The following is a 21,837-nucleotide window of genomic DNA, read 5'->3' on the forward strand; positions in this document are numbered from 1 at the left end:
CGCGTGAAGAGGCAATTCAATCTTTTGTGAGTGCGATTTTCAGCTTAGACACGGCGGGGCAGTTTGGATTTTCGGAGGCGCACCATGGTTGCCCCTATCAAGGCACATGTTTTTACCGACACCACGGGGCAACCTTTTCTGAAGCAATCCCCCGGCTGTAGTCCGCATGTAAGAAACGTAACCTTCACCTTCGGCACTGCGGTACCGGATGACACCGACGTCCTGATTTCCTTCAACCGGGCCTCCCACACGATCAAGACACATGTGCCCAAGGAACGCACGATATTCATTGCCGCCGAGCCGGATGTCATCCACCCTTATAGCTGCCGTTTTCTCAACCAGTTCGGACTGGTTCTGACCACCACGGAAAAGCCTCTTGCTGCGGAAAAACGGCACCGGGCCGTGTGCTGGTACTGGTGGGCCGGGTACGATTTCTCGGGCAACCATGCGCACCGTGGATATGATTGGTTCAAAACTCTGACGCCACCTGAAGACAAACAGGACAAGATCGCGATCGTTACGTCGAACAAGGTGCACACCGAATACCATCGCAAACGCATGCGGCTCGTCGACACACTGATTGAGCAGATCCCAGAGCATATCGAGATTTATGGCCGTGGCTTCAAACCCATCGGCGACAAGGCCGATGCCCTCCTGCCCTACAAATACAATCTTGCCGTCGAGAATGGCGAAGGGCCACATGTCTGGACAGAAAAGCTGACAGACCCGTGGCTGTGCTGGTCTTTTCCATTCTACGCAGGGTGCAGCAACGTGGGCGAATACTGCCCAAAGGATAGCTTTGAGCTGATCAACCTCGACGATCCGGTGGCAGAAGCCAGCAGGATGGTTCAGGAAATCCAGAACGGTCGTTGGGAAGCAGCGCAATCTGCCATCGCTTCTGCCCGCGAAACAGTCCTGGAAGAAGAGAACATCATGGTACTGATGGCAAATCTTGCACAGGAAGCTGCCCATCGGTCGACAAAGCCAAGGTCGTCGCACCCGCATTACATCTGGTCAGAACGGTCCCTTTGGCCCGAAGAAGGCTGCCGGGGCAGCCTGCCGGAATGGATGCTGCGCAATGCCATTCTCATGTTTGCGCCCGAGGCCGAGCTCAAGACGCGACGCCTCCGGGACTGGTATGAAGTCAAGAAATCCGAACGCCGGGCGCGCAAGCTGGCAAAAACGGAGAGGCCGCAATAGCCGACGCTTCGCACGTGTAGGTGAAAGAAGCTACCCTCAAAGGTTGTCGCGCAGAGCCTTGGCTGCACGCCCCAACAGATCTCCGAAATGGGCTGCAGCGTCTTTTTGACGACGCAAGGCAGGCAGGCGACGCTCGTAGTCCTCTGCGCTCACACTTCGAATTGCGGCCTCCAGATCGGCGCGATCCTTGCAAATGATCATCGCCTCCGGCTCAAAGTACTCCTCGATATTGGAGCACCCCCAGTAGATCGGCACGGTCTCACACAGGATCGCGTCAATGAGTTTTTCCGTGAAGTAATTCGGCTCCTGGACGTTTTCGATCACAACAGAATAGCGAAAGGGTGCCAGACCATCCGATTTGGCCTCAAACGGCTCGTACCCTCTACCCAGAACCCTGGCCGGAACGCCTTCGCGCTGGAGATATTCCACCACCTGATGGCGAAGTTTATGGCCGGGGTGGTCGCGCTTGGCGGAGGCTATGAGAGACAGATCCTCAGTCTTCTGAATGTCCAGATCCTGCCAGCCCGGCACCCATGTGGATCCAAAGGGAAGAGAAACACCATTGGGCAAGCGCGCCAGAAGGCCTTGATCATAGCTGAAAACGCGAAAGAAACGCCGGTAAGTAAGGCGCAACAGACGGTGATGGGCCGCCGACATGATCTTGGGCTCAATGATCATCAGGGACACTCTTGCCCGGCAGTGCCAACTGAGTTGGAAATGCATTTCCCGCTTGGCAAAGACAATCAGATGATCATCTGGCCCGAGATCCCCCACGACGCCCCCGATTAGACGCGCAGGACATCCGAGCGGCCAGTGCAGCTCACTTAGCGGGCGCGATGTCAATCTACGGTCAAGCTTGCCACCGTAGGGTAGAATGGCAATTGCGGGTTCGCTCATATTGGCAGGCCTTTGGAAACTGGCTGCAGATGCGGCCAAAATACATGTCGCGTCAAGCCTCGGTTGGCAGATCAACCGCGCCTCGCATAAGGACAAAACCTTGACCTGCCACGCGCACACCCGTTGGCGCATCAGCCGACCCGACGCGCGTGACCCGCGCATGACCGGGGCGATTCATCCCATGGCCCTGTTCTGCCGCAAAACTGTCCTTCTGCATCAGGCCATGTTTCCACAGATAGGCCGCCATCGCACCGGTGGCCGAGCCCGTAAAAGGATCCTCCGGCGGGCTGGGTGGTGCCATTAGCAGGCGGGAATAGGTGTCCCCTGCCGCGCTTGCCCCCTCCAGCGCCACCAGGAAGGGCTCCATCATGTCGGTGCCTGCCGCCCCCAGTGATGCGGTCAGGCGCGCCAGGGCCTCCACATCCAGTCGCGCCGCATCAAGCGCCGCACGGTCCTTCAGAACGGTGATGCAGAAGGGCAACCCGGTGGAGACCTTTTGCGGCGCGCCCACGATGGCCTCCACGGGTAGCGAAACGGCAGCGGCCACCAGCGCGGGATCCGGCCTCTCGCCGAACTGCGGCGCAACCTGCGTCATCTCGATCAGATCGCCATTGACCTGCACCGGAACGATGCCCGCGCCGGTCTCCAAGGTCACCGAACTGCCCTTGGTCAATCCGCGATCCTTCAGGGCTGCTACGGTCGCCAGGGTCGGATGACCGGCAAAGGGAATTTCCCGGCTGGCCAAGAAATAGCGCACCTTGATGTCCGCCACATCAGACGGGCCGGTGAAGGTGCATTCCACCAGGGAGGTCTCCCGCACGAAACTGGTGCAGACCTCCACCGGCAGGCTGGCACCATCATGGACAACAGCACAGCCGTTGCCACCAAAGGGGCGATCCGAAAACGCATCGACCCAATCGAACTGAAATTCCGCCATGGTGTTTCCTATCTCATCAGAGGGTTCAATCGCCAACCTTGCGGAGGTTCCTTTGGGGTCCCATAAGCTGTTTTACGATCTCTTTCTTGTTAATGCGAGGAAGGTTTTTCAGCCGGACTGCTCCGGGCGTTTTCATTCTGTCGGAGAAACTTCCCGTATTGATAGCGGACTCCAAGATTTCAGGTTGCACCTTGATCGCCATGAAGGCTTCCCAATAACTGCCAGAAGAGGGAAGGCCCAGCGTGTCCCAGGGCCTTTTGATCAACTCCATGACCCTCAGTTCGTATTCCTCCAACTCAACACCAAATGTTTCGCGAAAGGCCTGCTGCCAAGACCGCCCCTTCCCGAGCCTGCGCCAGAAATCAAAGAGCACATGATGACCTTTCTCATCGGCAAGAATGCGAACCGCCAGTTGTGACAAGGCGTATTCCTCGGCGCTCATGACGGCCTCGGAATACCTCAAATCGCGAAGATCTCGCTTCGCCCTGAGAGACCAGTTCCGCAATTGAAACAGGGCAGGCTGATCGATCCCGAAATGGATGTCCGCATATTGCGCTTCAATGACCTTCGCGGCTCCTTCCACCATCCACAAAGGCCCCATCAGGCGGTTCTGAGTTTTTACATCGCGCGCAGAGGTGCGGGTGCCGCTCAACTCGGCCTGGACGATATGCATGTATTCATGTGCCATGAGCCGACCCAGCCAAGTGAAGGCTTGGGCGTACCATTCCGCATCTGTTCCATCATACGGGCGCCAACAGAAGTACATCCAATCTGGAAAGGCCGCACCATAATAGGCATATTCACCATCGCAGCGCATTCGGATTGCCGAATGGAATTTTGATCGCGCGGTCGTTATTTCGGCCTCAATCTGGACCGCATGAGTTCGCAGCGTCTTCCAGTCATCCCCGGCCGCGATGCCGATATTTCCGGCCAGAACGACACCATGCACCCGACGCATGTACGTCTTCACCGAGTCGTAGGCTTTTTGAATTCCGGCCTCCGCCACTTCGGAATTTGCCAGCAGTTTCAAAGGCTGCGCCGAAGGTCGAAATTCCGCGATACGGGAATCGATGAGAGGCAGCTCCCTGCACCAGTGAATGGCTGTGGCCCTGCTCAGCGTCGGCAAATCCTTCAGTCGGGGGAGAAATCGATGCCCTTGCTCTGCCTGCAAGGCATCCGACGCCCGCGCCGTCTTCTTTCCGAAAATACCATCAATCGGCCCGGGATCGTATTCCAGGGCGGCCAGCTGCCTTTGCACACATTCCACAAAAACATCCGCTCTTACCGGCAACGCCAATACTGACGCCAAAGCGGAGGCCACAAAAAGGCGCAATAGCCCACGGGCAATTGTCGTGCCGATCAAGAAATCCATTCTCCAAAAATACTTCAGGCCTCCCATGTGGAGGCCTGAGCAACAATTAATCAAGTGTTTTCCGAAACTGCCCGGCTCAGTGAACCGTGACGGGCGACAGGTCGTTCTGGCGGGCCAGCACAAAGGCCATGCGGCGGTCGGCGACAAGCGCCAGCTGCTCGCCTTCGGCGTCATGCACCGCATAAAGCTGCTTACGCCCCTGAGCTCCGGCCTGCACATCGGCGGGAAGATCCGCAACATCCACGGCCTTCACATAAACGATCCGCTTCCCGGTCTCGTTGAAATCGAACGGTGTATGCATCTGAGTTACCCCTTACGAATGTTGATGGTCTGAACAACGGTTTCCGGGCGGGCGCGAGTCAGGTCGACGTGCAACAACCCGTTTTCCATCAGCGCCTCGCCCACTTCGACCCCATCTGCGAGAACGAACATGCGCTGGAACTGACGCGAAGCAATGCCACGGTGCAGGAAGACACGACCGTCGCTATCGTCGCCTTGACGGCCACGGATCACCAGTTGCCGGTCTTCCACTGTGATGGAAAGATCCTCCTCGGCAAACCCGGCAACGGCCAGGGTAATGCGATAGGAATGATCCGAGGTCTGCTCGATATTATAGGGGGGATAGCCCTCGTTGCCCGACTTCGCCGAGCGTTCCAGAAGGCGTTCAAGCTGCTCGAACCCCAACATGTGCGGGTATGAGCCCAAGGTAAGTTTCGACACGTGTTTCGTCCTTTGTTCGAAAGCGACGGATAGTCTTGCGGCCCCGGTTCGGGCACCGCCCTTACAGAATATGGTAACTTCCCTTGAATTCTCAAGAGTGTGCATGGCTAGGACTAGCCCAAAAGCCGTTAACAAAGTATCCTGCAACTCCCATCATTCATCAGCTACCCGAGTCGCCAATGAACGCCCCCACCGATATCTCGATGAAGACCGACGAAGTGTTGAAGGTTGAACTTGAGGTGTTTCGCAGACAGCACCGGGATCTGGACGAGGCCATCACCGCCCTTCAGGAACGCGGCACGGCAGATCAGCTGACCATCCGGCGGCTGAAGAAACAGAAGCTGATCCTGAAAGACAAGATCGCCCTGATCGAAGACCGGCTGACCCCGGATATTATCGCCTGATCGCTGGAACCTGTCGTGAAACACGGTAAGCCGCGGGAACCCTCCAGGCAGGGGGAAACTCCCGCGCCTTTTCCGGGTCGGCAGCTTGGCTGCCGCTGGCAAAAGTCTTGGGTCCTGTAGGGCGCCTCAGCGCGCTGCAGCACCGCCATGCAGCCCTGTCGGATAACGTGAATAGGTCGTTTCACCGCTTCTTGCTCCCAGCATTACCCTTTGCGCAGCCCTCGTCCCTCATTGCCGCATTGCACCGCAGGCGACTTCGACTATAGTGCGCGCTCCTTCCACCAGAGCAGGTCCTGCGCGGCCTGCGGCATGACAGGACCGGATCACATGCCTGACACCCCTGCCGATATCAAAGTGGGCATCATCATGGGCAGCCAGTCGGATTGGCCCACATTGAAAGAAGCCGCCACCATCCTGGATGAGTTGGGCGTGCCATTCGAGGCGAAGATCGTCTCAGCGCACCGCACGCCGGACCGGCTGTGGACCTATGGCAAGACCGCCGCCGAACGCGGGCTGCAGGTGATCATCGCCGGTGCCGGGGGCGCTGCGCATCTGCCGGGCATGGTGGCCTCCAAGACCCGCGTTCCGGTGGTTGGCGTCCCGGTCCAGACCCGTGCGCTGTCTGGGGTGGATTCGCTTTATTCCATCGTACAGATGCCAAAAGGCTTCCCGGTTGCCACCATGGCTATCGGCGCTGCGGGTGCTGCCAACGCCGGTCTGATGGCCGCCGGGATCCTGGCCTTGCAGGATCCCGCCCTTGCGCAGCGACTGGACGATTGGCGCGCAGCGCTCTCAGCCTCCATCCCCGAGGAGCCGAGCGATGACTGATCCTTTGCAGCCCGGCGCCACCATCGGAATCCTGGGAGGCGGCCAGCTGGGCCGCATGCTCTCGGTCGCGTCCTCTCGTCTCGGCTTTAGAACGCATATCTTTGAACCCGGTACGAACCCGCCCGCAGGCGATGTCGCTCACAGGGTGACGACCGCTCCTTACGAGGATGAGGCAGCGCTGACCGCCTTTTCTAAGTCGGTTGATGTGATCACCTACGAGTTCGAGAACATCCCAACAGCGGCACTGGACATTCTGGAACGACACCGTCCTATCCGTCCCGGTCGTGAAGCGCTACGCGTCTCGCAAGACCGGCTGACCGAGAAGGCCTTCCTTCAGGATCTGGGTCTGAAAACGGCCCCCTTTGCCGATATTGCAAGCCAGTCTGACCTCGATGCTGCCTTGGAAATGATCGGCGCCCCAGCAATCCTAAAGACGCGTCGTTTCGGCTATGATGGCAAGGGGCAGGCCCGTATCAAGTCCGCCGGGGATGCTGCACCAGCACTTGCATCTTTGGCAGGCGCAGCGGCCATCCTTGAGGGCTTCGTGGATTTCAGCCACGAAGTTTCGGTCATTGCCGCCCGCAGCCCAAGCGGCGAAGTTGCGTGTTTTGATCCCGGTGAAAATGTCCACCGGGACGGGATACTGCATACCACCACTGTGCCAGCCCGCCTGAGCCAGAGCCAGCGCATGGATGCGGTGCTGATCGCCGCCAAGATCCTGAATGCGCTCGACTATGTGGGCGTGATGGGGGTGGAGTTGTTCGTCACCCAACAGGGTCTCATCGTGAATGAGATCGCGCCGCGTGTGCATAACTCGGGCCATTGGACACAGAACGGCTGCGCCATCGACCAGTTCGAACAGCACATCCGCGCCGTCGTAGGCTGGCCCCTCGGGGACGGACAGCGCCACAGCGACATTGTGATGGAGAACCTGATCGGCGCCGATGTGGAGCGCATTCCAGAACTCTCGCGCGAGCGCGACTGCGCTATCCATCTATACGGCAAGGCCGAGGCCAAGCCCGGGCGCAAGATGGGACACATCAACCGGATCATCCGGACCAAGTAACCGCTGCGCTTCGCAACTCAGTGGCGAAATCCGCCCCAAGCGGGTTTCGCGCGCAGCAAAGAGGGCCCGCATGCCGGGCAGGATGCGCTGCGCCATCTCCTCTAGCTCTGCTGTATTACACCAAGAACCGGGCGGCTACGTCACCACTCATGTAGCTGACGCGTCCTCCGGACAGGGTTGCCGCGACACGGCCATTGTCTTTTTCCAGGATCACGATGTCTGCACGCTTGCCAGCGGCAAGATCGCCTCGGTCATCCAGCCCCAAAACAACTGCAGGCCCCTTCGACACCAGTCTCCAGGCGTCGACCAGATCTAGAAGCCCTGTGCGCGCCAGCATCAAGGCTGCACGACGTGGACTGGGATAGTGATAATCCGACGCCAGTGCATCACACAGACCCATTGCGATCAACTCAACCGCCGAAACGTTGCCCTTGTGCGAGCCACCGCGCACCACGTTGGGAGAGCCAAGGATGATGTAATCGCCCCCGGCCCGTGCAGCCTCTGCCGCGTCAAGAGTTTCCGGAAACTCGCTGATCTTCACTCCACGCTCGCGCCAAAGGGCGCGGGCATTGGCACTGTCATCGTCATGGCTGCCCATGCGCACGCCCATGGCGGCGAGCTCGGCACAAATGGCATCCAAAGCCGCCGGAACCTCGGCCGTACGTGCATGCATGTCTTTCAACATCTGCCAATGGACATCCGGGTTGCGTCCCGCCTTCAATGCCTGCCCCACAAGGCGCGGCGGCTTCTTTCCATCAGCCAGCCGGTCATGGGGCAAGTGATCATTAAAGACCACGTAGGACACACCTGTGGCGGCGATGCGCCCCGGTAGGTCCGCATAATCCCCAAGCATATGAGTCTCAAACCGAAGTTGTGCCTGTATGTCGGTCACAACGCGTTCCTTGACGGAGGCGATTGCAGCAAAGACCTCATCGGCGTAGTCGGGGCTGCGCAGCCCACCTTCCCAACTGTGAAACTGAGCCAGAACCGCCGTCGTGATTCCGTTTGCGGCAAGTTCGGCCTCGGCGGCGATGACGCCTTCATCCATCTGCTTCATCGCCCCGCGCCTCGGCGCCAGGTGGCGTTCGAAACCATCGCCATGCAGGTCGATGATACCCGGCAGTACCTGATAGCCGGACAGATCAACAGCGCGACCAGTCGCCCCAGAGGCGACGCGCCCCTCTGCGATGGTCAGTTCTCCATTGTTGACAAGCCCTTCCGGCAACAGGACATCCGCGCCCTGAAGGGTCAATTCTAGGGTCTTCACGCGCTGTATCCTCTACCGCTTCGCCGCTGCTGCGGACCTGTCATCGCACAGCCTTTCTGGCAAGCCAAGCACCGCCTTCCAAAGCGCGTATTTAGGGTGCCGCCCATCGTGGCACTTGAAGTGAACCCGTGCCCATTCACCATCGGGGCTTCATTCACCATGGCTGAAAGCGCTTCGGGCGAGGCCCCGCTCGCCAAAACCGCAACGAAGCCCCTTGCATCACATCCGTAGTCAGAAACGCATTCCGAAATCCGTTTTCACCGTTTCGGAGCCGACCAGATTACCAAGGCGATGCCGCCGAGGACCGCAACCGTGCCGACCATCAATCGCAGCCCCACTGGCTCTGCCAGAACGAGCGCGCCGCCGATGATGGCGATCACGGGCACGCTCAGCTGGATTGTTGCCGCCGTTGCGGGCTGCAGCTGCGGCAAAACACGATACCAAAGAGCATAGCCAAGGCCAGAGGTCACGGCGCCCGACAGGACAGCGAGAGCAACGCCCGACCATGTGAGGCGCAAATCTGAAAGCGTCAGCAGCACGAAGGGGACCATCATGGCCGTTGCCACAAGAAAATTCATCGCGCTGGCTTGCAGGGGATCACGGGCTCCTCGCCCCAACAGGGTGTAGGCTGCCCATCCAAGGCCACTCGCGGCCATCAGCAGCGAGGCCCCCAATGGGACATGCACCGGGCCACTGGGCCAGACAACATAGGCGAGGCCCAAGAAAGCGACGCTCGCCCCCAGGATCTGCCCTGCACCGGTTCGATTGCCGGTCAGTGCCCCCCAGCCAAACATCGAAATCTGGACGACGCCAAACAGAACCAGCGCGCCAAGACCTGCATCAAGCCCCTGATAGGCAAGACAAAAACCGATCATGTAGAGGGTCAGAGCCGCACCGCCCTTGAGGGCATCCCACCGGTTCACTATTGGTGCATCAGAAACGGTTCTAGAGCCGAGCAGGCTCTGCCTCCAGCGCAGGAGAAGCAACATGGCCGCCCCTGACGCCAGGCGCAAAAGACCAAAGCCCATGGCATCCATATAGCCACCACCAATCGCCATGCGCCCGAGCACGGAGTTTGCCGCAAAGGCAATTAGAACAATCAGGACCAATCCGACGAAATACAAATCCGGCCTCTCCAAATCAGGCCGGAGGTTCCCGCCTTTTAGTTCAGAATACGCAAGGCCGTATCACCGTATCCGCAGGTGTAGCAACAGTCGTTGCAGCTTTGTGAGTTGTCGAGACCGACGCCCCAGTACTTGTTGCTGTCACCGCGCACCCAGGCGCCATAGCAGATGGTTTCTCCGGTTTCGCAACTGAGGTTGTACTCGCGCGGTTCGTAGTCGTCCAGAATGTAGACCTGACCATCCCCCGGCCATGCCCGACTGTAATCCTGGCTGTAAAACTCCAGGCTGACGATATGCGGATAGTCGCTGCGAATCGTCCACTTCAGATTATCGGCACCGACGGGCCCCACCGCCCCTAACAACGTGGCCGCCACAACCAGACTTCCCAAACGTTTCATGCCTCCCCCCAAACTCCAATTGATACAGACCTCCAGCCTAGGGCGATGCCACACAAAAACACCAAGAACAATCAGTTACGTGCCTAACGGAGATTGAAAACGCCTCTCTTTCGAATGCGCGGCATTGGCCTCAAGCATCCTTTGAACGCATTGCGCCGGTAGCCAACGCAAATATCCCTGATGTAGCAACAGCTCTCTGCGTTGGTGCAGCAACAACTGCTTGTCTTCCGTGATCAGCCTGTGGCTCGTTTCTTCAGCAATGCCATCCTGGGCTATGAGAATCTCGTATTCTTCGCCCGCCGAGATGAGACCACGGTCAAACATCCAACGAACGGTCCCTCTGAGTGCGAACCCGTTTCGAACGGTGCCTTGCCAGCCTGGGCATGGCTTGGGTCTGCAGGTTCGGCCTCAATCCGCAGCACACGATCTAGCGCGCGGACATGCTCCTTGACCACATACGGCCAAGCCCTGGCGTTCGGACCCTGCAAAAAGCGCTGGTGTCAGCCCTGGAAAACTGCGTCAATTTCCTCCCGGTTCCACTCCAACAGCCACTCGGAATGGGCGTGATATACGCGCTCCAGCGGAGCACGTTCCAGCGCCACCAGATCCATGCCCCGGTCGTCATAGGGAAACAACACGATGTTGCGATCAAAATCCACCACGTAGAGCGGCCCCTGAAAGGTTGGGCGAACCCCCAGCTCAGCCCCGAGTGTCAGCCAGAGCGCCTCATCCAGATGACGCCGATCCCAGATATCCTTCGCGTGCCAGTGGCAGTGGGTGATCTCATCGCAGAGATCCGGATCGCCCGCGCATTTGACTGCCCCAAGATAGTCAAAATGACGCTTGCGGATTCCAATCTCCCCGAACGGTTTCAGGTGTTTCTTCCGCGGCTTCTCACCACCATAGTCGCACGTGAGCAACCAGACCCGCGCAGATTTGGCGAAGACCGCCTCCGCAATCCGCACGGCCCGCGCGTGCGCCTGAATAAAGCGACGTATGGGGTATTCCGTCGACACATCCTCTCCGCCCAGCTCAAACCGCAGCGCGTAGTCATGTTCGTAAAACAGCGGTTCAGCAAGATCCGCAGGTCTAAGCTTGGTATTAAAACGGTCAAAGATCTCGGACATCGGGTCACCCTGGGCGCGCTCCGCAACGGGTATCATGAGCCTAGCCCTTAAAACAATGCTCTCGATGCCAAGCAAGATAACACTGATGCGGTCGCGCATAAGGGTTGCTAGGTAGAATAAGGCGTTGATCCGGAACAATAAGTCGCGACGCCGTGTCAGCAGCGATACCGTCAGAGGAGATCAGGATACGTCTATCCTCGTCAACCGCGATCAAACCGCGGTCAAACATCCCGTGAACGGTTCCTGAAAATGCCAAGCCGTTTGCCACGACATCTGGTCCGTTCTCTGCCACTGGAACGATGTGTGCCGCCTCGACTTCCGGACGCCCGCCACCGTTGCGCAATTCGAGACCGGAAATCGCACATACCCCACGATACGCAGCCTTTACTTGGCGTGCGAAACTACGATCTCTCAACTTACGGGAGACCAAGATATTTTCGCGGGGTTCAAAAGCAGTAGGGGCCTCCGCAAAGCCGCCTGCGTCAGTTCGCAGCGCCCCCCTGCGCGGCAAGGTGTCCGGGTTCGCTTCGGGCTGAAAACCCGCCGCAAGAATTCGGTCAAGATCCGCACCTGACACGAGCCGCACTGCTTGGGTGTTAAAGCCGCCAAACCGTGGCAAGCCTGTCTCATAGGGTTCATTATCCGCCGTGATCCGAGGCACGTTGACCTCAAATGACAATTCGCTTCTGCGATCCAGTATCGCATAGGCGTGCGTTGGATCACTTGGATCGTCCTCGATGCGTAGCACCCGTTGGACACCGTAGTAGCCACGACTGCCGTCGGCCTTGCCAGCTTAGAAGACCACCCAATCTCCTACAGTCTGCTCAACCTTTCGAAGATAGCTGGCCTTTGGAAAGTGATAGGCTACTCCAGGCTGGTCATTGTACTTTGACTGGCTGGATTGAATAAAAACGGCTTTGGCCATTGGTCGTTGTAATTCATCTCTTCAATGTCTTTGACAGCCATTCTGAAAGGCGAGTTCCAGGCCGTCAACTCCCGCAGTCCATCAGGTACCCTGAAACCAAAAAAGGGCCGCCCCAAGGCGACCCTTTCTGTTTCACGCAAAGGTGCGGGATGATTACATCATGCCGCCCATGCCGCCCATGCCGCCCATATCGGGCATGCCGCCGCCTGCGCCTGCGCCTTCTTTGGCGGGCTTGTCAGCAACCATGGCTTCGGTGGTGATCAACAGGCCAGCAACCGATGCCGCATCTTCCAGAGCGGTACGGGTCACTTTTGCCGGGTCGATCACGCCGAAGGAGAACATGTCGCCATATTCGTCGGTCTGAGCGTTGTAGCCGAAGTTCTTGTCGTCGGATTCGCGGACCTTGCCAGCGACAACCGCACCGTCAACACCTGCGTTTTCGGCGATCTGACGCAGCGGCGCCTCAATGGCGCGGCGCACAATCGCGATACCGGCGTTCTGATCGGCGTTGGCGCCTTCCAGACCTTCGAGACCTTTGCCGGCCTGAACCAGAGCGACACCGCCGCCGACGATCACGCCTTCCTGCACGGCTGCGCGCGTTGCGTTCAGAGCATCATCCACACGATCTTTACGCTCTTTCACTTCGACTTCGGTCATGCCGCCGACGCGGATCACGGCAACACCGCCTGCCAGTTTGGCAACGCGCTCTTGCAGCTTCTCGCGGTCGTAGTCCGAGGTGGTCTCTTCGATCTGGGTGCGGATCTGAGCAACACGTGCTTCGATCTCGGCCTTCTCGCCAGCACCGTCAACGATGGTGGTCTCATCCTTGGTGATCTCGACCTTCTTGGCGGTGCCCAGCATGTCCATGGTCACGGACTCGAGCTTCATGCCCAGATCTTCGGAGATGACCTGACCACCGGTCAGGATCGCGATGTCTTGCAGCATGGCCTTGCGGCGATCGCCGAAGCCCGGTGCCTTGACGGCTGCGATTTTCAGACCGCCGCGCAGTTTGTTCACAACCAGGGTCGCCAGCGCTTCGCCTTCAACATCTTCAGCGATGATAAGAAGAGGCTTCTGGGACTGGATCACCTGCTCGAGCAGCGGAACCATCGGCTGCAGGGAGGAGAGTTTCTTCTCATGCAGCAGGATCATGCAGTCTTCGAGGTCTGCAATCATCTTGTCCGGGTTGGTGACGAAATAGGGCGACAGGTAGCCACGGTCGAACTGCATGCCTTCGACCACGTCGGTCTCGGTTTCCATGCCTTTGTTTTCTTCGACGGTGATCACACCTTCGTTGCCGACTTTCTGCATCGCGTCTGCGATCTGCTGGCCGATCTCGGCTTCGCCGTTTGCAGAAATGGTGCCGACCTGAGCAACTTCAGCAGAATCGTTAACCGGGCGGGCCATCTCCTTGATCGCTTCAACGACTTTGGAGGTTGCCATGTCGATGCCGCGCTTGAGGTCCATCGGGTTCAGACCGGCAGCAACCTGCTTGAGGCCTTCCTTGACGATGGCCTGGGCCAGAACGGTCGCGGTGGTGGTACCGTCACCGGCTTCGTCGTTGGTGCGGGAAGCAACTTCCTTCACCATCTGGGCGCCCATGTTCTCGAACTTGTCTTCCAGTTCGATTTCCTTGGCAACCGAAACACCGTCCTTGGTGATGCGCGGTGCGCCAAAGGACTTGTCCAGAACCACGTTGCGGCCTTTGGGGCCGAGGGTCACTTTAACCGCGTCGGCGAGAACGTTCACGCCATTGAGCATACGGTTGCGGGCATCGGTGTCGAATTTGACGTCCTTAGCAGCCATTTTGGTTTCTCCTTGAGAAAATCTGTGTTTTTCAGCGAGTGGGGATCAGAGAAGCCGGAGGGCTTACTCGATGATGCCCATGATGTCGCTTTCCTTCATCATCAGCAGCTCTTCGCCGTCGACGGTGACCTCGGTGCCGGACCACTTGCCGAACAGGATCTTGTCACCGGCCTTCACAGCCATCGCGATCAGCTCACCGCTGTCCTTGCGAGCACCTTCACCGGTGGCGACGACAACGCCTTCCGACGGCTTTTCCTTGGCGCTATCGGGGATGATCAGCCCGCCAGCGGTTTTTTCCTCGCTTTCGGTGCGGCGTACCAGCACGCGGTCATGAAGCGGTTTCAATGCCATCTTTGCAGCTCCTTAATAGGCTCAAAGGTTGTTGTATCTGGTCGGCCCCTGCTCTTCGCAGAGGCGTTATCACTCACATGGGGTGAGTGATAACGAAACGGAAGCTAGGAATGGTGCCGCGCCTTGTCAACACGCATCTCGCCAGAAAAATCAAAAATCAACTGATACCAAAGTTGGCACCGAGAGTGCGGTCTTTTTTTCGACGAGGCGCTCCGCCGCTTTAAGGCCTGTGTGCCTCCCGCACCGGCCAAACATGACCTTTCATCTCTGGCAGGAAAACTGCTGGATCCATTGGCGCCGCATCTTCGACCCAGAGAGATGGCTCTGGCCTGGCAAACGCAGCCCGTCAGGTGTTTGACCTTGCCCCATGACCGGACCCGAAAAACGCTGCCCGCATAGCCACCGATCTGCAAAAAGAACAGTCCAGATGCGTGAAGCCAATTCGTCATGCGTGACAGTTTCTTGCAATTTTAATAAAATTCTCTTCAATTGGCCTCACTCCTATCCTTAACAAATTCGAGCCTCGCCATATGAAACGTCTTCTCCTGTCCGCTGTTGTCACGGTCGCCGCGGGTTCCGCGTGTGCTGCCACCCTCAATTTTGGACCGGTGTCTGGCAGTGGAAATGGTCACAACCAACTGTTCAACATAGCCACCCCGACAACAATCGTCGGCGACGCCATACTGACCTTCTCGGTCACTGACGATTTAAACGCAGCCAACGAATTTATTGATGTGTCTATTGATGGCTTCAACCTGGGACGCGTGTTCGACAACGACAGCTCGAACGACGCGTTCGACTTTGCCCCCGGCGACGAGGGAACACAATCAGGAAGTTCATCTGGCATTCTTCACACAGGTAGCGCGACGATCGCCAACGCTGATTTTGCACCACTCATTGCCGATGGATACCTGAACCTGTTGTTCGATTTCAGCGGCCACGTTCATAAAACCGGCCCTCGCACGCTATATGGATCCATCTCGTTTGCCTCAATCGCACCTGTGCCGGTGCCGGCCACTCTGGGCCTGCTTGGATTTGGCATTGCAGGAATGGGGGCCCTGCGCGCGCGCCGCAAATCCAAGACAAAAGCTGCTGCAGCGTCGGGATGATGACTCGCGATGCCGGGAACCAAACCTCTGAAATGGCGCCCTTTTTCTTCTCAAGTCGATCGAAATGTCGGATTGCTAAGCCCCCCTGTTTTTTCAAAGCATCTGCGGCTTCGGGCCTGAAAACCAGATGTTCAGTGCGGCCGGGGCCTGAATGTGATCCGGCAAACCGCACACTACGGTTAACTCTGCATTAATCATTTCTTGCTTTTGCGCCAAATTCGTCATAATTTATTGGCGTTCCAACGTTTTTTTAGAGTGAGTAAGTCATTATGAAAAGATTCCTCCTTTCCACTGTGCTTGCAATGGCTGCCGGTTCAGCTAGTGCTGCGACCCTGAACTTTGGTCCGGTGACCGGCGTCGGCACTGGTCACAATCAAGCGTTCAGTCTCGCCACACCCACAACGATCCTCGGAGATGCGATCCTGACGTTCTCGGTCCGCGACGACCTGAACTCATCTGGTGAGTACATTGACGTGTCGATTGAGGGTTTCAGCCTTGGACGCGTGTTCGACAACAACAGCGCCAACGATGCCTTCGACTTTGCAAGCGACCAGGGAACACAATACTCTTCCCTGCATACTGGCAGCGCGACTATCGCCAATGCTGATTTCGCGCCGCTAATTGCTGATGGGTTCCTGAACCTGTTGTTCGATTTCAGTGGCAGCGTGCATGAATTTGGATCGCGGACCCTTTATGGCTCGGTCTCGTTCAACTCGATCGCACCTGTTCCGCTGCCGGCCTCCTTGGGCCTGCTTGGATTTGGCATCGCTGGAATGGGGGCCCTACGCGCGCGCCGCAAATCAAAGACCAAAGCCGCTGCAGCCTGAGGCCGCCTGTTGAGCCAAGCAACAAGCCACGGTCTGAAGACCCAAGGAAAAGGCGCCTGTCGGCGCCTTTTTTGTTGCGGTGAAATGCATGCCCGCTCGCGCCAATCCCGGAGCTCAGTCAACCATGATGACGGGGTTTCCTTTGCGTCTCGCAAAAACACCATTTGGTCCGGTCTGGCCGCACGGAAATTTGCTGGATCATTCGAAGTGAACCTGCCCCCGTCAACCAAAGATAAACCCGCTTCCGGACATCATCCATTCATCAACTCAGGTTCGACGTATCTGCCTGTCTGGAAATCTTATCCGCAAGCTGCAACGGAACATCAGAACACATTCAAAGGCCAACCGATTCCCCAATGCCAAATAGCCAAAGCGTTTCCAGTACTTCCCGGCCCCAAAGCGAAGCGGGGTTTCGTCGCCTTCATTGGGTCGACACCGCACGCGGCCTAGCAATCGTTCTGGTCGTCCTTGCCCATTGCTGGCGCGGACTTGAAAGCAGCGGCCTCATTTCACTTGACGATAGCTGGCAAGGTCACCTGGACAGGTTCATCTACCTATTCCACATGAACGCCTTCTTTGTGCTTACCGGGTCTTTCCTTCTGCAGCAGGCTCAACGCGGCACTGGACGACAATTCATCGGCCACCTGAGCCGCCGCCTGCTGTATCCGCTCGTGCTGTGGACCTATGTTTTTATCAGTCTACGTATTTTGGCAGGCGCGGCAGCCAATAAACCGGTCGGCAGCGAAGCCTTGCTGGTCCTGCCGCTCCCTCCGATTGAACATCTTTGGTTCCTGTGGGCGATGTTTTTATGCATGGTGATCTGGGGTGGTCTGGCGAGAACCCTGCCGCACCTCCACAAATCCCCCACGGCCTGGATTGGCCTGGCACTTGCAGCAAGCCTGTTCTGGCACAGCGTTGAAATACCGCCCCTGCTTGTCGATTGGATCATGGAAACACTAAGGCACTTGCCCTTTGTCGCACTGGGCGTGGCGCTGGGGTTTTCTGCCCGCTGGATGCAAGGCCAAATGTGGCTTCCGCCCTACATGTTTCTTTGGGCACCAGCGGCTTTCATCGGCCTTGAGTTCATCGCACAGTATGCCGACCCAAAGTCTTTCGGTCTGAACATATTGTCCGCGCTGGTCACGCTGTTGTTTCTTGCTTTGAGCCAATCCATCACACGTTTCTGGCAAAGCGGGCACCTCATGTCCGGCATTCAGTTTCTGGGTCGGCATTCCATGGCTGTGTTTCTGGCGCACACCGCCTTTAGCGCCGCAATGCGTATAGTCCTGCTGAAAACAGGCATAAGCGATCCGAACCTGCACCTTCTTCTAGGCACAGTCGTCGGCCTCCTCGGCCCCGTGGCCCTCGCCCTGTTCGCGCAGCGACTGCGTGTTGCTCGGTTACTTGGGTTCTGAGCCCTCAGGCATCGCATTGGTCTCTGCATCTGAAGCTTCGGCCCTCCACCGCAATCGCTCCCGCTGCCCCTTTTCGCTGATCTGGTAGACCCCCAGAGCGATCTTCTCGAACCAGCCGTAGTGATTGTCCCGCATCAAGGTCGTGGCCCGAGCAATCCCAGTGGCCAAGGCGACTGCAGCCCCTTTGCTGGGGCCATGTTCCGCCAGGTACTCCGCGCAGGCCAGCGCATCCTGACGATAAGCCGTGACGATTCCACTACGCGTGGCACCGCCCGAGTTGGGATCACCCCGCAACCGGTCAAACTCGCGTAGCAGGCGCTGGGTGCGAACCTTGGATTTGCGCGGCGCGTAAGGTCCGGGATCGCATTGGACTTCAACACGCCCGTCCGGCAGAACGGTAATCAGACCAAGGCCCAGACGACGGCAAAGCGAAAGGTTGTCCTTCAGCATCCGCCGCGCCTGCTTCCCCTTGGGTTTGGGTACGGCAATGTAAACAAGATCCGTGATCGCCTGACGGGCAATGGCCTGATGGAACAGCGACAGGGAAAACCGCAGCTTCAGCTCCACGATGACAGGATCCTCATCGCCGCGCCGCGCCACCACATCCGCAGCGCCGACCTCTCCCTTCACCTCATAGCCCTGCCGCTCAAAAAGCGCCTTGATCGGAGGGTATAGGTCGGCTTCGCGTGTCATAGGGATTGATTGACAGTTTGAGGGGGGCAAAACAAGCCAAGAGGTACGAACGCTCCGGCCCTCACGATGTCTCATCCGTGCTCCGCAGGCAATCAGGGAGAGACACCCCTACAGAGCGTTGCAGTTTCTGAACCCCACAATCTCACTGCCCTTCCGACGCACCAATCTCTCCCCGGTCATAAGTTCGAACATCACGGTTCCGATGCACTCCACGTGTTTTTCTGAGAAGTACTGGGCATCCATCAAGATCAAGACGAAGTCGTCATTGCCATCCAGGTGATAATGGATTTCGACGAGGGGCTCATGACTTGGGTAAGGTCCACGTTCACTTAGCCTAAGTTTCCGAAAATGCGGGAAATCCTCAACATTTTCCATACCATCCAGCACAGCAACGAAAAAGTCATAATCGCTCCCGTTCAACGAAGAGAAACCGAAGTCAATTTCATTTTGCGTATCGAGCCGCTTCAGCGCTTCGTATGCCTCAGGTGGCACACCCCAGGAACCGAACCGAACTTTGCGATGGCTGTCGTCACTTGCCGACGCGTGTTGTCCGGTCGCTGCAAGCATGGAAAACACCAGGAGAACGGCAAAACTGACAAAAGGCTTCAATGTCTTCATCCGGCTCAACCGTTACGTTCTGATGTGGCAAGCATATACCGCATCTAACAACCATCAAGTGAATAGGCACCCGCCTGTCCGCGCAACGCTTTCCTTCTCTAAATCTCAGCCCCCATGGGCGATGCGCCGCAGCGCAGCGGTGATGGGGTGACAAACGCCCGCGCCCTGATATAAGGCGCGCAAATTCTCCCGTTTCTACAGGATTACATCATGACCACGCTCGTTTTCGGCCACAAATCCCCCGACACAGATTCCACCGGCTCCCCTATCGTCTGGGCCTGGTACCTGAATGAGGTAAAAGGCGTCGACGCCGCCCCCAAACTGCTGGGCGAGCCGAACACCGAAGCCGCCTTCATGCTGGAGCGCTGGGGTCTTGAGAAGCCCGAGATCATCGCCGATGTGGCCGACGACCAGCCCGTCGTGATCGTGGACACCAACAACCCGGCCGAGCTGCCCGCCAACATCAACGGCGCCGACGTTCAGGCGATCATCGACCACCACAAGCTGGTCGGCGGCCTGGAGACCAAAGGCCCGATCGATATCACCATCCGCCCGCTGGCCTGCACCGCCACAATCATGCACGACCTGATCGGCGACGATATGGCCAAGATGCCCGAGGCCGTCAAAGGCGCCGCACTGACCTGCATCTTGTCGGACACGCTGGAATTCCGCTCGCCCACCACCACCGACCATGACCGCGCCGTGGCCGAGAAACTGGCCGCCGATCTGGGCATCGACATCGCCGAATACGCCGCCGAGATGTTTGCCGCGAAATCCGATGTTTCCTCCTTCTCCGACGCCGAGCTGATCCGCATGGATTCCAAGGAATACGAGGTCGACGGCACCAAGTTCCGCGTCTCGGTTCTGGAAACCACCGCACCGGGCGTCGTGCTGAATCGCAAGGCCAGCCTTATGGAGAGCATGACCACCGTCGCGTCCGAAGATGGTGTTGATCAGGTGCTGCTCTTCGTGGTGGACATTCTGAACGAAGAAGCCACCCTGCTGGTGCCCAATGATCTGGTCAAAACCGTTGCCAAGAAAAGCTTTGACGCCGAGGCCGCAGGCGACACCGTTGTTCTGCCCGGTATCATGAGCCGGAAAAAACAGATCATTCCGAACCTGAAGGTCTGATTGCTCGACCAACGGACAAAACAAAAGGCGCCCCCTGGGGGCGCCTTTTTCATAACCGGCAGAGGATCAACCGCGGCCGCCGCCACCTCCGTTTCCGGCGCCCCCACCTCCATGGCCGCCACCACCATTGCCTGCGCCCCCGCCGTGCCCCCCGCCACCAGCGTTCCCAGCGCCACCGCCGCCATGGCCGCCACCGCTTCCTACGCCGCCACCACTGTTTGTACCGCCAGCAAGACCGCTTGAATCGGCCGCCGTGCCGAGTTTGCCATGCGCGCTACGCGTCATCGCGCCGTTCATTTGGTCCTGTCCTGGAGTATCTGCCGATTTGGCCTGATTGACGTCGTGGAATTGCTCTTGAACTTCATCGTCCTCATCCGCCCAGGGGTTTGCATGCGCGGCAAAGGCCTGAGGTGCACCGGCGGCCCAAACCGCAAGGGTCAGAGCTGGCGCCAAGGATTTCATGCGTGTCTTCAATTTCATTGTTTTGCCTTTTCAGATTGCTGCTCCTGTTCGCCCGCAAACACATCTTATTTTTTGAATTCTTAAGGAAGGCCTACCCGCGGACACAGTGCAACGGCTGCGCGGGAAACTGCGGCAAAGCATAGGAACACGCAGAGTTCCGCCCAAATCCGGTGGCATATTAAGCGGTGGCACTACGGCGGGAACTCGGTCATATCTGGCGCGCGATGTCCAACGCTGCATGTCCAGACAGGAAAGGCCAAAACCATGACCCGTATCATCGAAACGCTCGCGGAGGTCTCAGCCCCCTATCGCGTCCTTTTTGTGGACCTTTGGGGATGTGTGCACAACGGCATCACCGCCTATCCCGAGGCTGTTGCCGCCCTGCAGACCTACCGGAAAAACGGCGGGATCGTAGTCCTTGTGACCAACTCCCCAAAACCGCGCGCAGGCGTGGCTGAGCAGTTGAAACAGTTCGGCGTGCCGCAGGACGCATATGACACCATCGCCACCTCGGGCGACTCTGCGCGCGCGGCCATGTTCACCGGTGCTGTGGGCGACAAAGTCTACTTCATGGGCGAATGGCAGCGCGATGCGGGCTTCTTTGAGCCGCTGCACGTCATCGACTCCCCCATCGAAATCACCCGCGTCCCCCTGCAGGAGGCCACCGGTATCGTCTGCTGTGGGCCCTTTGACCCAATGGCGGAGCCGGATGTGAACCGGGCGGATTTCCTCCTCGCCAAACAAAAAGGCATGAAGCTCTTGTGCGCCAACCCCGACATTGTCGTAGACCGCGGTGAAACCCGCGAATGGTGCGCAGGCGCCCTGGCGCGGCTTTATACCGAAATGGGCGGAGAGAGCCTGTACTTCGGCAAGCCACATCCCCCGATCTATGACCTTGCCCGCCGCCGCCTGGCAGAGCTGGGGCAAGACATCGCAGATGGCGACATTCTGGCAATTGGAGACGGCCCGCACACCGACGTGGCCGGTGCCATGGGCGAGGGGATTGATTCTCTCTTTATCTCGGGCGGCCTGGCCGCGGCCGAGACCAAAACGTCGCACCAACCGGACCCGGATGCGCTAACCGCTTACCTTGAAAAGGAAGAAAGCGCTCCGACCTTCACGATCGGCCGCCTTCGCTGAAGCGCAATTCCGTCAGAAAA

General features: G+C 58.2%; 25 protein-coding genes. 9 read left to right on the plus strand and 16 right to left on the minus strand.

Going from position 1 to position 21,837, the window contains the following annotated elements; translation table 11 throughout:
* The first annotated feature begins 84 nt into the window (after positions 1 to 84).
* Positions 85 to 1,200 (plus strand): glycosyltransferase family 10 domain-containing protein, encoded by a 1,116-nt coding sequence (locus INS80_RS02120; RefSeq protein WP_192963968.1) that lies wholly within the window; start codon positions 85 to 87, stop codon positions 1,198 to 1,200.
* A 36-nt stretch (positions 1,201 to 1,236) separates the two neighbouring features.
* Here the strand turns inward: INS80_RS02120 and INS80_RS02125 are convergent, their stop codons facing one another.
* The 5 genes from INS80_RS02125 to INS80_RS02145 form a co-directional block, all read right to left on the minus strand.
* Positions 1,237 to 2,097, minus strand: coding sequence for a glycosyltransferase family 10 domain-containing protein (locus tag INS80_RS02125; RefSeq protein WP_192963970.1), 861 nt, complete (start codon positions 2,095 to 2,097; stop codon positions 1,237 to 1,239).
* 52 nt (positions 2,098 to 2,149) lie between these two features.
* Entirely contained in the window at positions 2,150 to 3,034 is an 885-nt protein-coding gene (locus tag INS80_RS02130) for a PhzF family phenazine biosynthesis protein (RefSeq protein WP_192963972.1), read from the minus strand.
* A gap of 25 nt (positions 3,035 to 3,059) precedes the next feature.
* Positions 3,060 to 4,406, minus strand: a complete 1,347-nt coding sequence (locus INS80_RS02135; protein ID WP_192963974.1) for a peptidoglycan-binding domain-containing protein — start codon at positions 4,404 to 4,406, stop codon at positions 3,060 to 3,062.
* A 76-nt stretch (positions 4,407 to 4,482) separates the two neighbouring features.
* The gene (locus INS80_RS02140) at positions 4,483 to 4,707 is read right to left on the minus strand and encodes a DUF1150 family protein (RefSeq protein ID WP_192963976.1); all 225 of its coding nucleotides are present in this window, start codon (positions 4,705 to 4,707) and stop codon (positions 4,483 to 4,485) included.
* Positions 4,708 to 4,712: 5 nt separating this feature from the next.
* Complete coding sequence (locus tag INS80_RS02145; RefSeq protein WP_192963978.1) at positions 4,713 to 5,126, minus strand: Hsp20 family protein; 414 nt, start codon at positions 5,124 to 5,126, stop codon at positions 4,713 to 4,715.
* Between the two features lie 179 nt (positions 5,127 to 5,305).
* Here INS80_RS02145 and INS80_RS02150 point away from each other — a divergent pair, with 179 nt between their 5' ends.
* The 3 genes from INS80_RS02150 to INS80_RS02160 all read left to right on the plus strand — a co-directional run bounded on the left by INS80_RS02150 (position 5,306) and on the right by INS80_RS02160 (position 7,424).
* A complete protein-coding gene (locus tag INS80_RS02150; protein ID WP_192963979.1) occupies positions 5,306 to 5,530 on the plus strand; it encodes a YdcH family protein in 225 nt (74 codons plus the stop codon).
* Between the two features lie 327 nt (positions 5,531 to 5,857).
* The gene (gene purE, locus INS80_RS02155; protein ID WP_192963981.1) at positions 5,858 to 6,358 is read left to right on the plus strand and encodes a 5-(carboxyamino)imidazole ribonucleotide mutase; all 501 of its coding nucleotides are present in this window, start codon (positions 5,858 to 5,860) and stop codon (positions 6,356 to 6,358) included.
* Positions 6,351 to 7,424: a 5-(carboxyamino)imidazole ribonucleotide synthase gene (locus tag INS80_RS02160; protein WP_192963983.1), complete on the plus strand. Its 1,074-nt coding sequence runs from the start codon at positions 6,351 to 6,353 to the stop codon at positions 7,422 to 7,424. Before purE ends, INS80_RS02160 begins: the two co-directional genes overlap by 8 nt.
* Before the next feature lie 115 nt (positions 7,425 to 7,539).
* Here INS80_RS02160 and INS80_RS02165 read toward each other — a convergent pair whose 3' ends face one another.
* The 8 genes from INS80_RS02165 to INS80_RS02200 all read right to left on the minus strand — a co-directional run bounded on the left by INS80_RS02165 (position 7,540) and on the right by INS80_RS02200 (position 14,422).
* Complete coding sequence (locus tag INS80_RS02165; protein WP_192963984.1) at positions 7,540 to 8,691, minus strand: alpha-D-ribose 1-methylphosphonate 5-triphosphate diphosphatase; 1,152 nt, start codon at positions 8,689 to 8,691, stop codon at positions 7,540 to 7,542.
* Between the two features lie 257 nt (positions 8,692 to 8,948).
* Positions 8,949 to 9,815, minus strand: coding sequence for a DMT family transporter (locus INS80_RS02170; RefSeq protein ID WP_439650926.1), 867 nt, complete (start codon positions 9,813 to 9,815; stop codon positions 8,949 to 8,951).
* A gap of 38 nt (positions 9,816 to 9,853) precedes the next feature.
* Complete coding sequence (locus INS80_RS02175; protein WP_192963985.1) at positions 9,854 to 10,213, minus strand: hypothetical protein; 360 nt, start codon at positions 10,211 to 10,213, stop codon at positions 9,854 to 9,856.
* Positions 10,214 to 10,288: 75 nt separating this feature from the next.
* Positions 10,289 to 10,537 (minus strand): hypothetical protein, encoded by a 249-nt coding sequence (locus tag INS80_RS02180; RefSeq protein ID WP_192963987.1) that lies wholly within the window; start codon positions 10,535 to 10,537, stop codon positions 10,289 to 10,291.
* Positions 10,538 to 10,713: 176 nt separating this feature from the next.
* The gene (locus INS80_RS02185; protein WP_192963988.1) at positions 10,714 to 11,376 is read right to left on the minus strand and encodes a DUF3885 domain-containing protein; all 663 of its coding nucleotides are present in this window, start codon (positions 11,374 to 11,376) and stop codon (positions 10,714 to 10,716) included.
* A 4-nt stretch (positions 11,377 to 11,380) separates the two neighbouring features.
* Positions 11,381 to 12,088, minus strand: coding sequence for an HNH endonuclease (locus INS80_RS19450; protein ID WP_369411354.1), 708 nt, complete (start codon positions 12,086 to 12,088; stop codon positions 11,381 to 11,383).
* Positions 12,089 to 12,418: 330 nt separating this feature from the next.
* The gene (gene groL, locus INS80_RS02195; protein WP_192963990.1) at positions 12,419 to 14,071 is read right to left on the minus strand and encodes a chaperonin GroEL; all 1,653 of its coding nucleotides are present in this window, start codon (positions 14,069 to 14,071) and stop codon (positions 12,419 to 12,421) included.
* A gap of 63 nt (positions 14,072 to 14,134) precedes the next feature.
* Complete coding sequence (locus INS80_RS02200; protein WP_192963993.1) at positions 14,135 to 14,422, minus strand: co-chaperone GroES; 288 nt, start codon at positions 14,420 to 14,422, stop codon at positions 14,135 to 14,137.
* A 530-nt stretch (positions 14,423 to 14,952) separates the two neighbouring features.
* Here INS80_RS02200 and INS80_RS02205 point away from each other — a divergent pair.
* The 3 genes from INS80_RS02205 (at position 14,953) to INS80_RS02215 (ending at position 17,773) form a co-directional block, all read left to right on the plus strand.
* Positions 14,953 to 15,531 carry a VPLPA-CTERM sorting domain-containing protein gene (locus INS80_RS02205; protein WP_192963996.1) on the plus strand — a complete coding sequence of 193 codons (579 nt, stop codon included), beginning with the start codon at positions 14,953 to 14,955 and terminating at the stop codon, positions 15,529 to 15,531.
* A 302-nt stretch (positions 15,532 to 15,833) separates the two neighbouring features.
* A complete protein-coding gene (locus INS80_RS02210; RefSeq protein ID WP_226892536.1) occupies positions 15,834 to 16,358 on the plus strand; it encodes a VPLPA-CTERM sorting domain-containing protein in 525 nt (174 codons plus the stop codon).
* Between the two features lie 356 nt (positions 16,359 to 16,714).
* Positions 16,715 to 17,773: an acyltransferase family protein gene (locus INS80_RS02215; RefSeq protein WP_192964002.1), complete on the plus strand. Its 1,059-nt coding sequence runs from the start codon at positions 16,715 to 16,717 to the stop codon at positions 17,771 to 17,773.
* On the opposite strand, the gene INS80_RS02220 is transcribed toward INS80_RS02215, so the two are convergent.
* Together INS80_RS02220 and INS80_RS02225 are read right to left on the minus strand one after the other, a co-directional pair.
* Positions 17,759 to 18,466 carry a DUF2161 domain-containing phosphodiesterase gene (locus INS80_RS02220; RefSeq protein ID WP_192964003.1) on the minus strand — a complete coding sequence of 236 codons (708 nt, stop codon included), beginning with the start codon at positions 18,464 to 18,466 and terminating at the stop codon, positions 17,759 to 17,761. The two genes, INS80_RS02215 and INS80_RS02220, sit on opposite strands and share 15 nt — an antisense overlap.
* A gap of 108 nt (positions 18,467 to 18,574) precedes the next feature.
* Positions 18,575 to 19,084 (minus strand): hypothetical protein, encoded by a 510-nt coding sequence (locus tag INS80_RS02225; protein WP_192964005.1) that lies wholly within the window; start codon positions 19,082 to 19,084, stop codon positions 18,575 to 18,577.
* Positions 19,085 to 19,294: 210 nt separating this feature from the next.
* On the opposite strand from INS80_RS02225, the gene INS80_RS02230 reads away from it, so the two are divergent.
* Positions 19,295 to 20,215: a manganese-dependent inorganic pyrophosphatase gene (locus tag INS80_RS02230; RefSeq protein WP_192964007.1), complete on the plus strand. Its 921-nt coding sequence runs from the start codon at positions 19,295 to 19,297 to the stop codon at positions 20,213 to 20,215.
* 66 nt (positions 20,216 to 20,281) lie between these two features.
* On the opposite strand, the gene INS80_RS02235 is transcribed toward INS80_RS02230, so the two are convergent.
* Entirely contained in the window at positions 20,282 to 20,695 is a 414-nt protein-coding gene (locus INS80_RS02235) for a hypothetical protein (RefSeq protein ID WP_192964009.1), read from the minus strand.
* Between the two features lie 246 nt (positions 20,696 to 20,941).
* Here INS80_RS02235 and INS80_RS02240 point away from each other — a divergent pair, with 246 nt between their 5' ends.
* Positions 20,942 to 21,817, plus strand: coding sequence for a TIGR01459 family HAD-type hydrolase (locus INS80_RS02240; RefSeq protein ID WP_192964010.1), 876 nt, complete (start codon positions 20,942 to 20,944; stop codon positions 21,815 to 21,817).
* The last annotated feature ends 20 nt before the right edge of the window (positions 21,818 to 21,837 follow it).

Source organism: Phycobacter azelaicus (assembly GCF_014884385.1).
In the GTDB taxonomy this organism is placed as follows: Bacteria; Pseudomonadota; Alphaproteobacteria; order Rhodobacterales; family Rhodobacteraceae; genus Phycobacter; species Phycobacter azelaicus.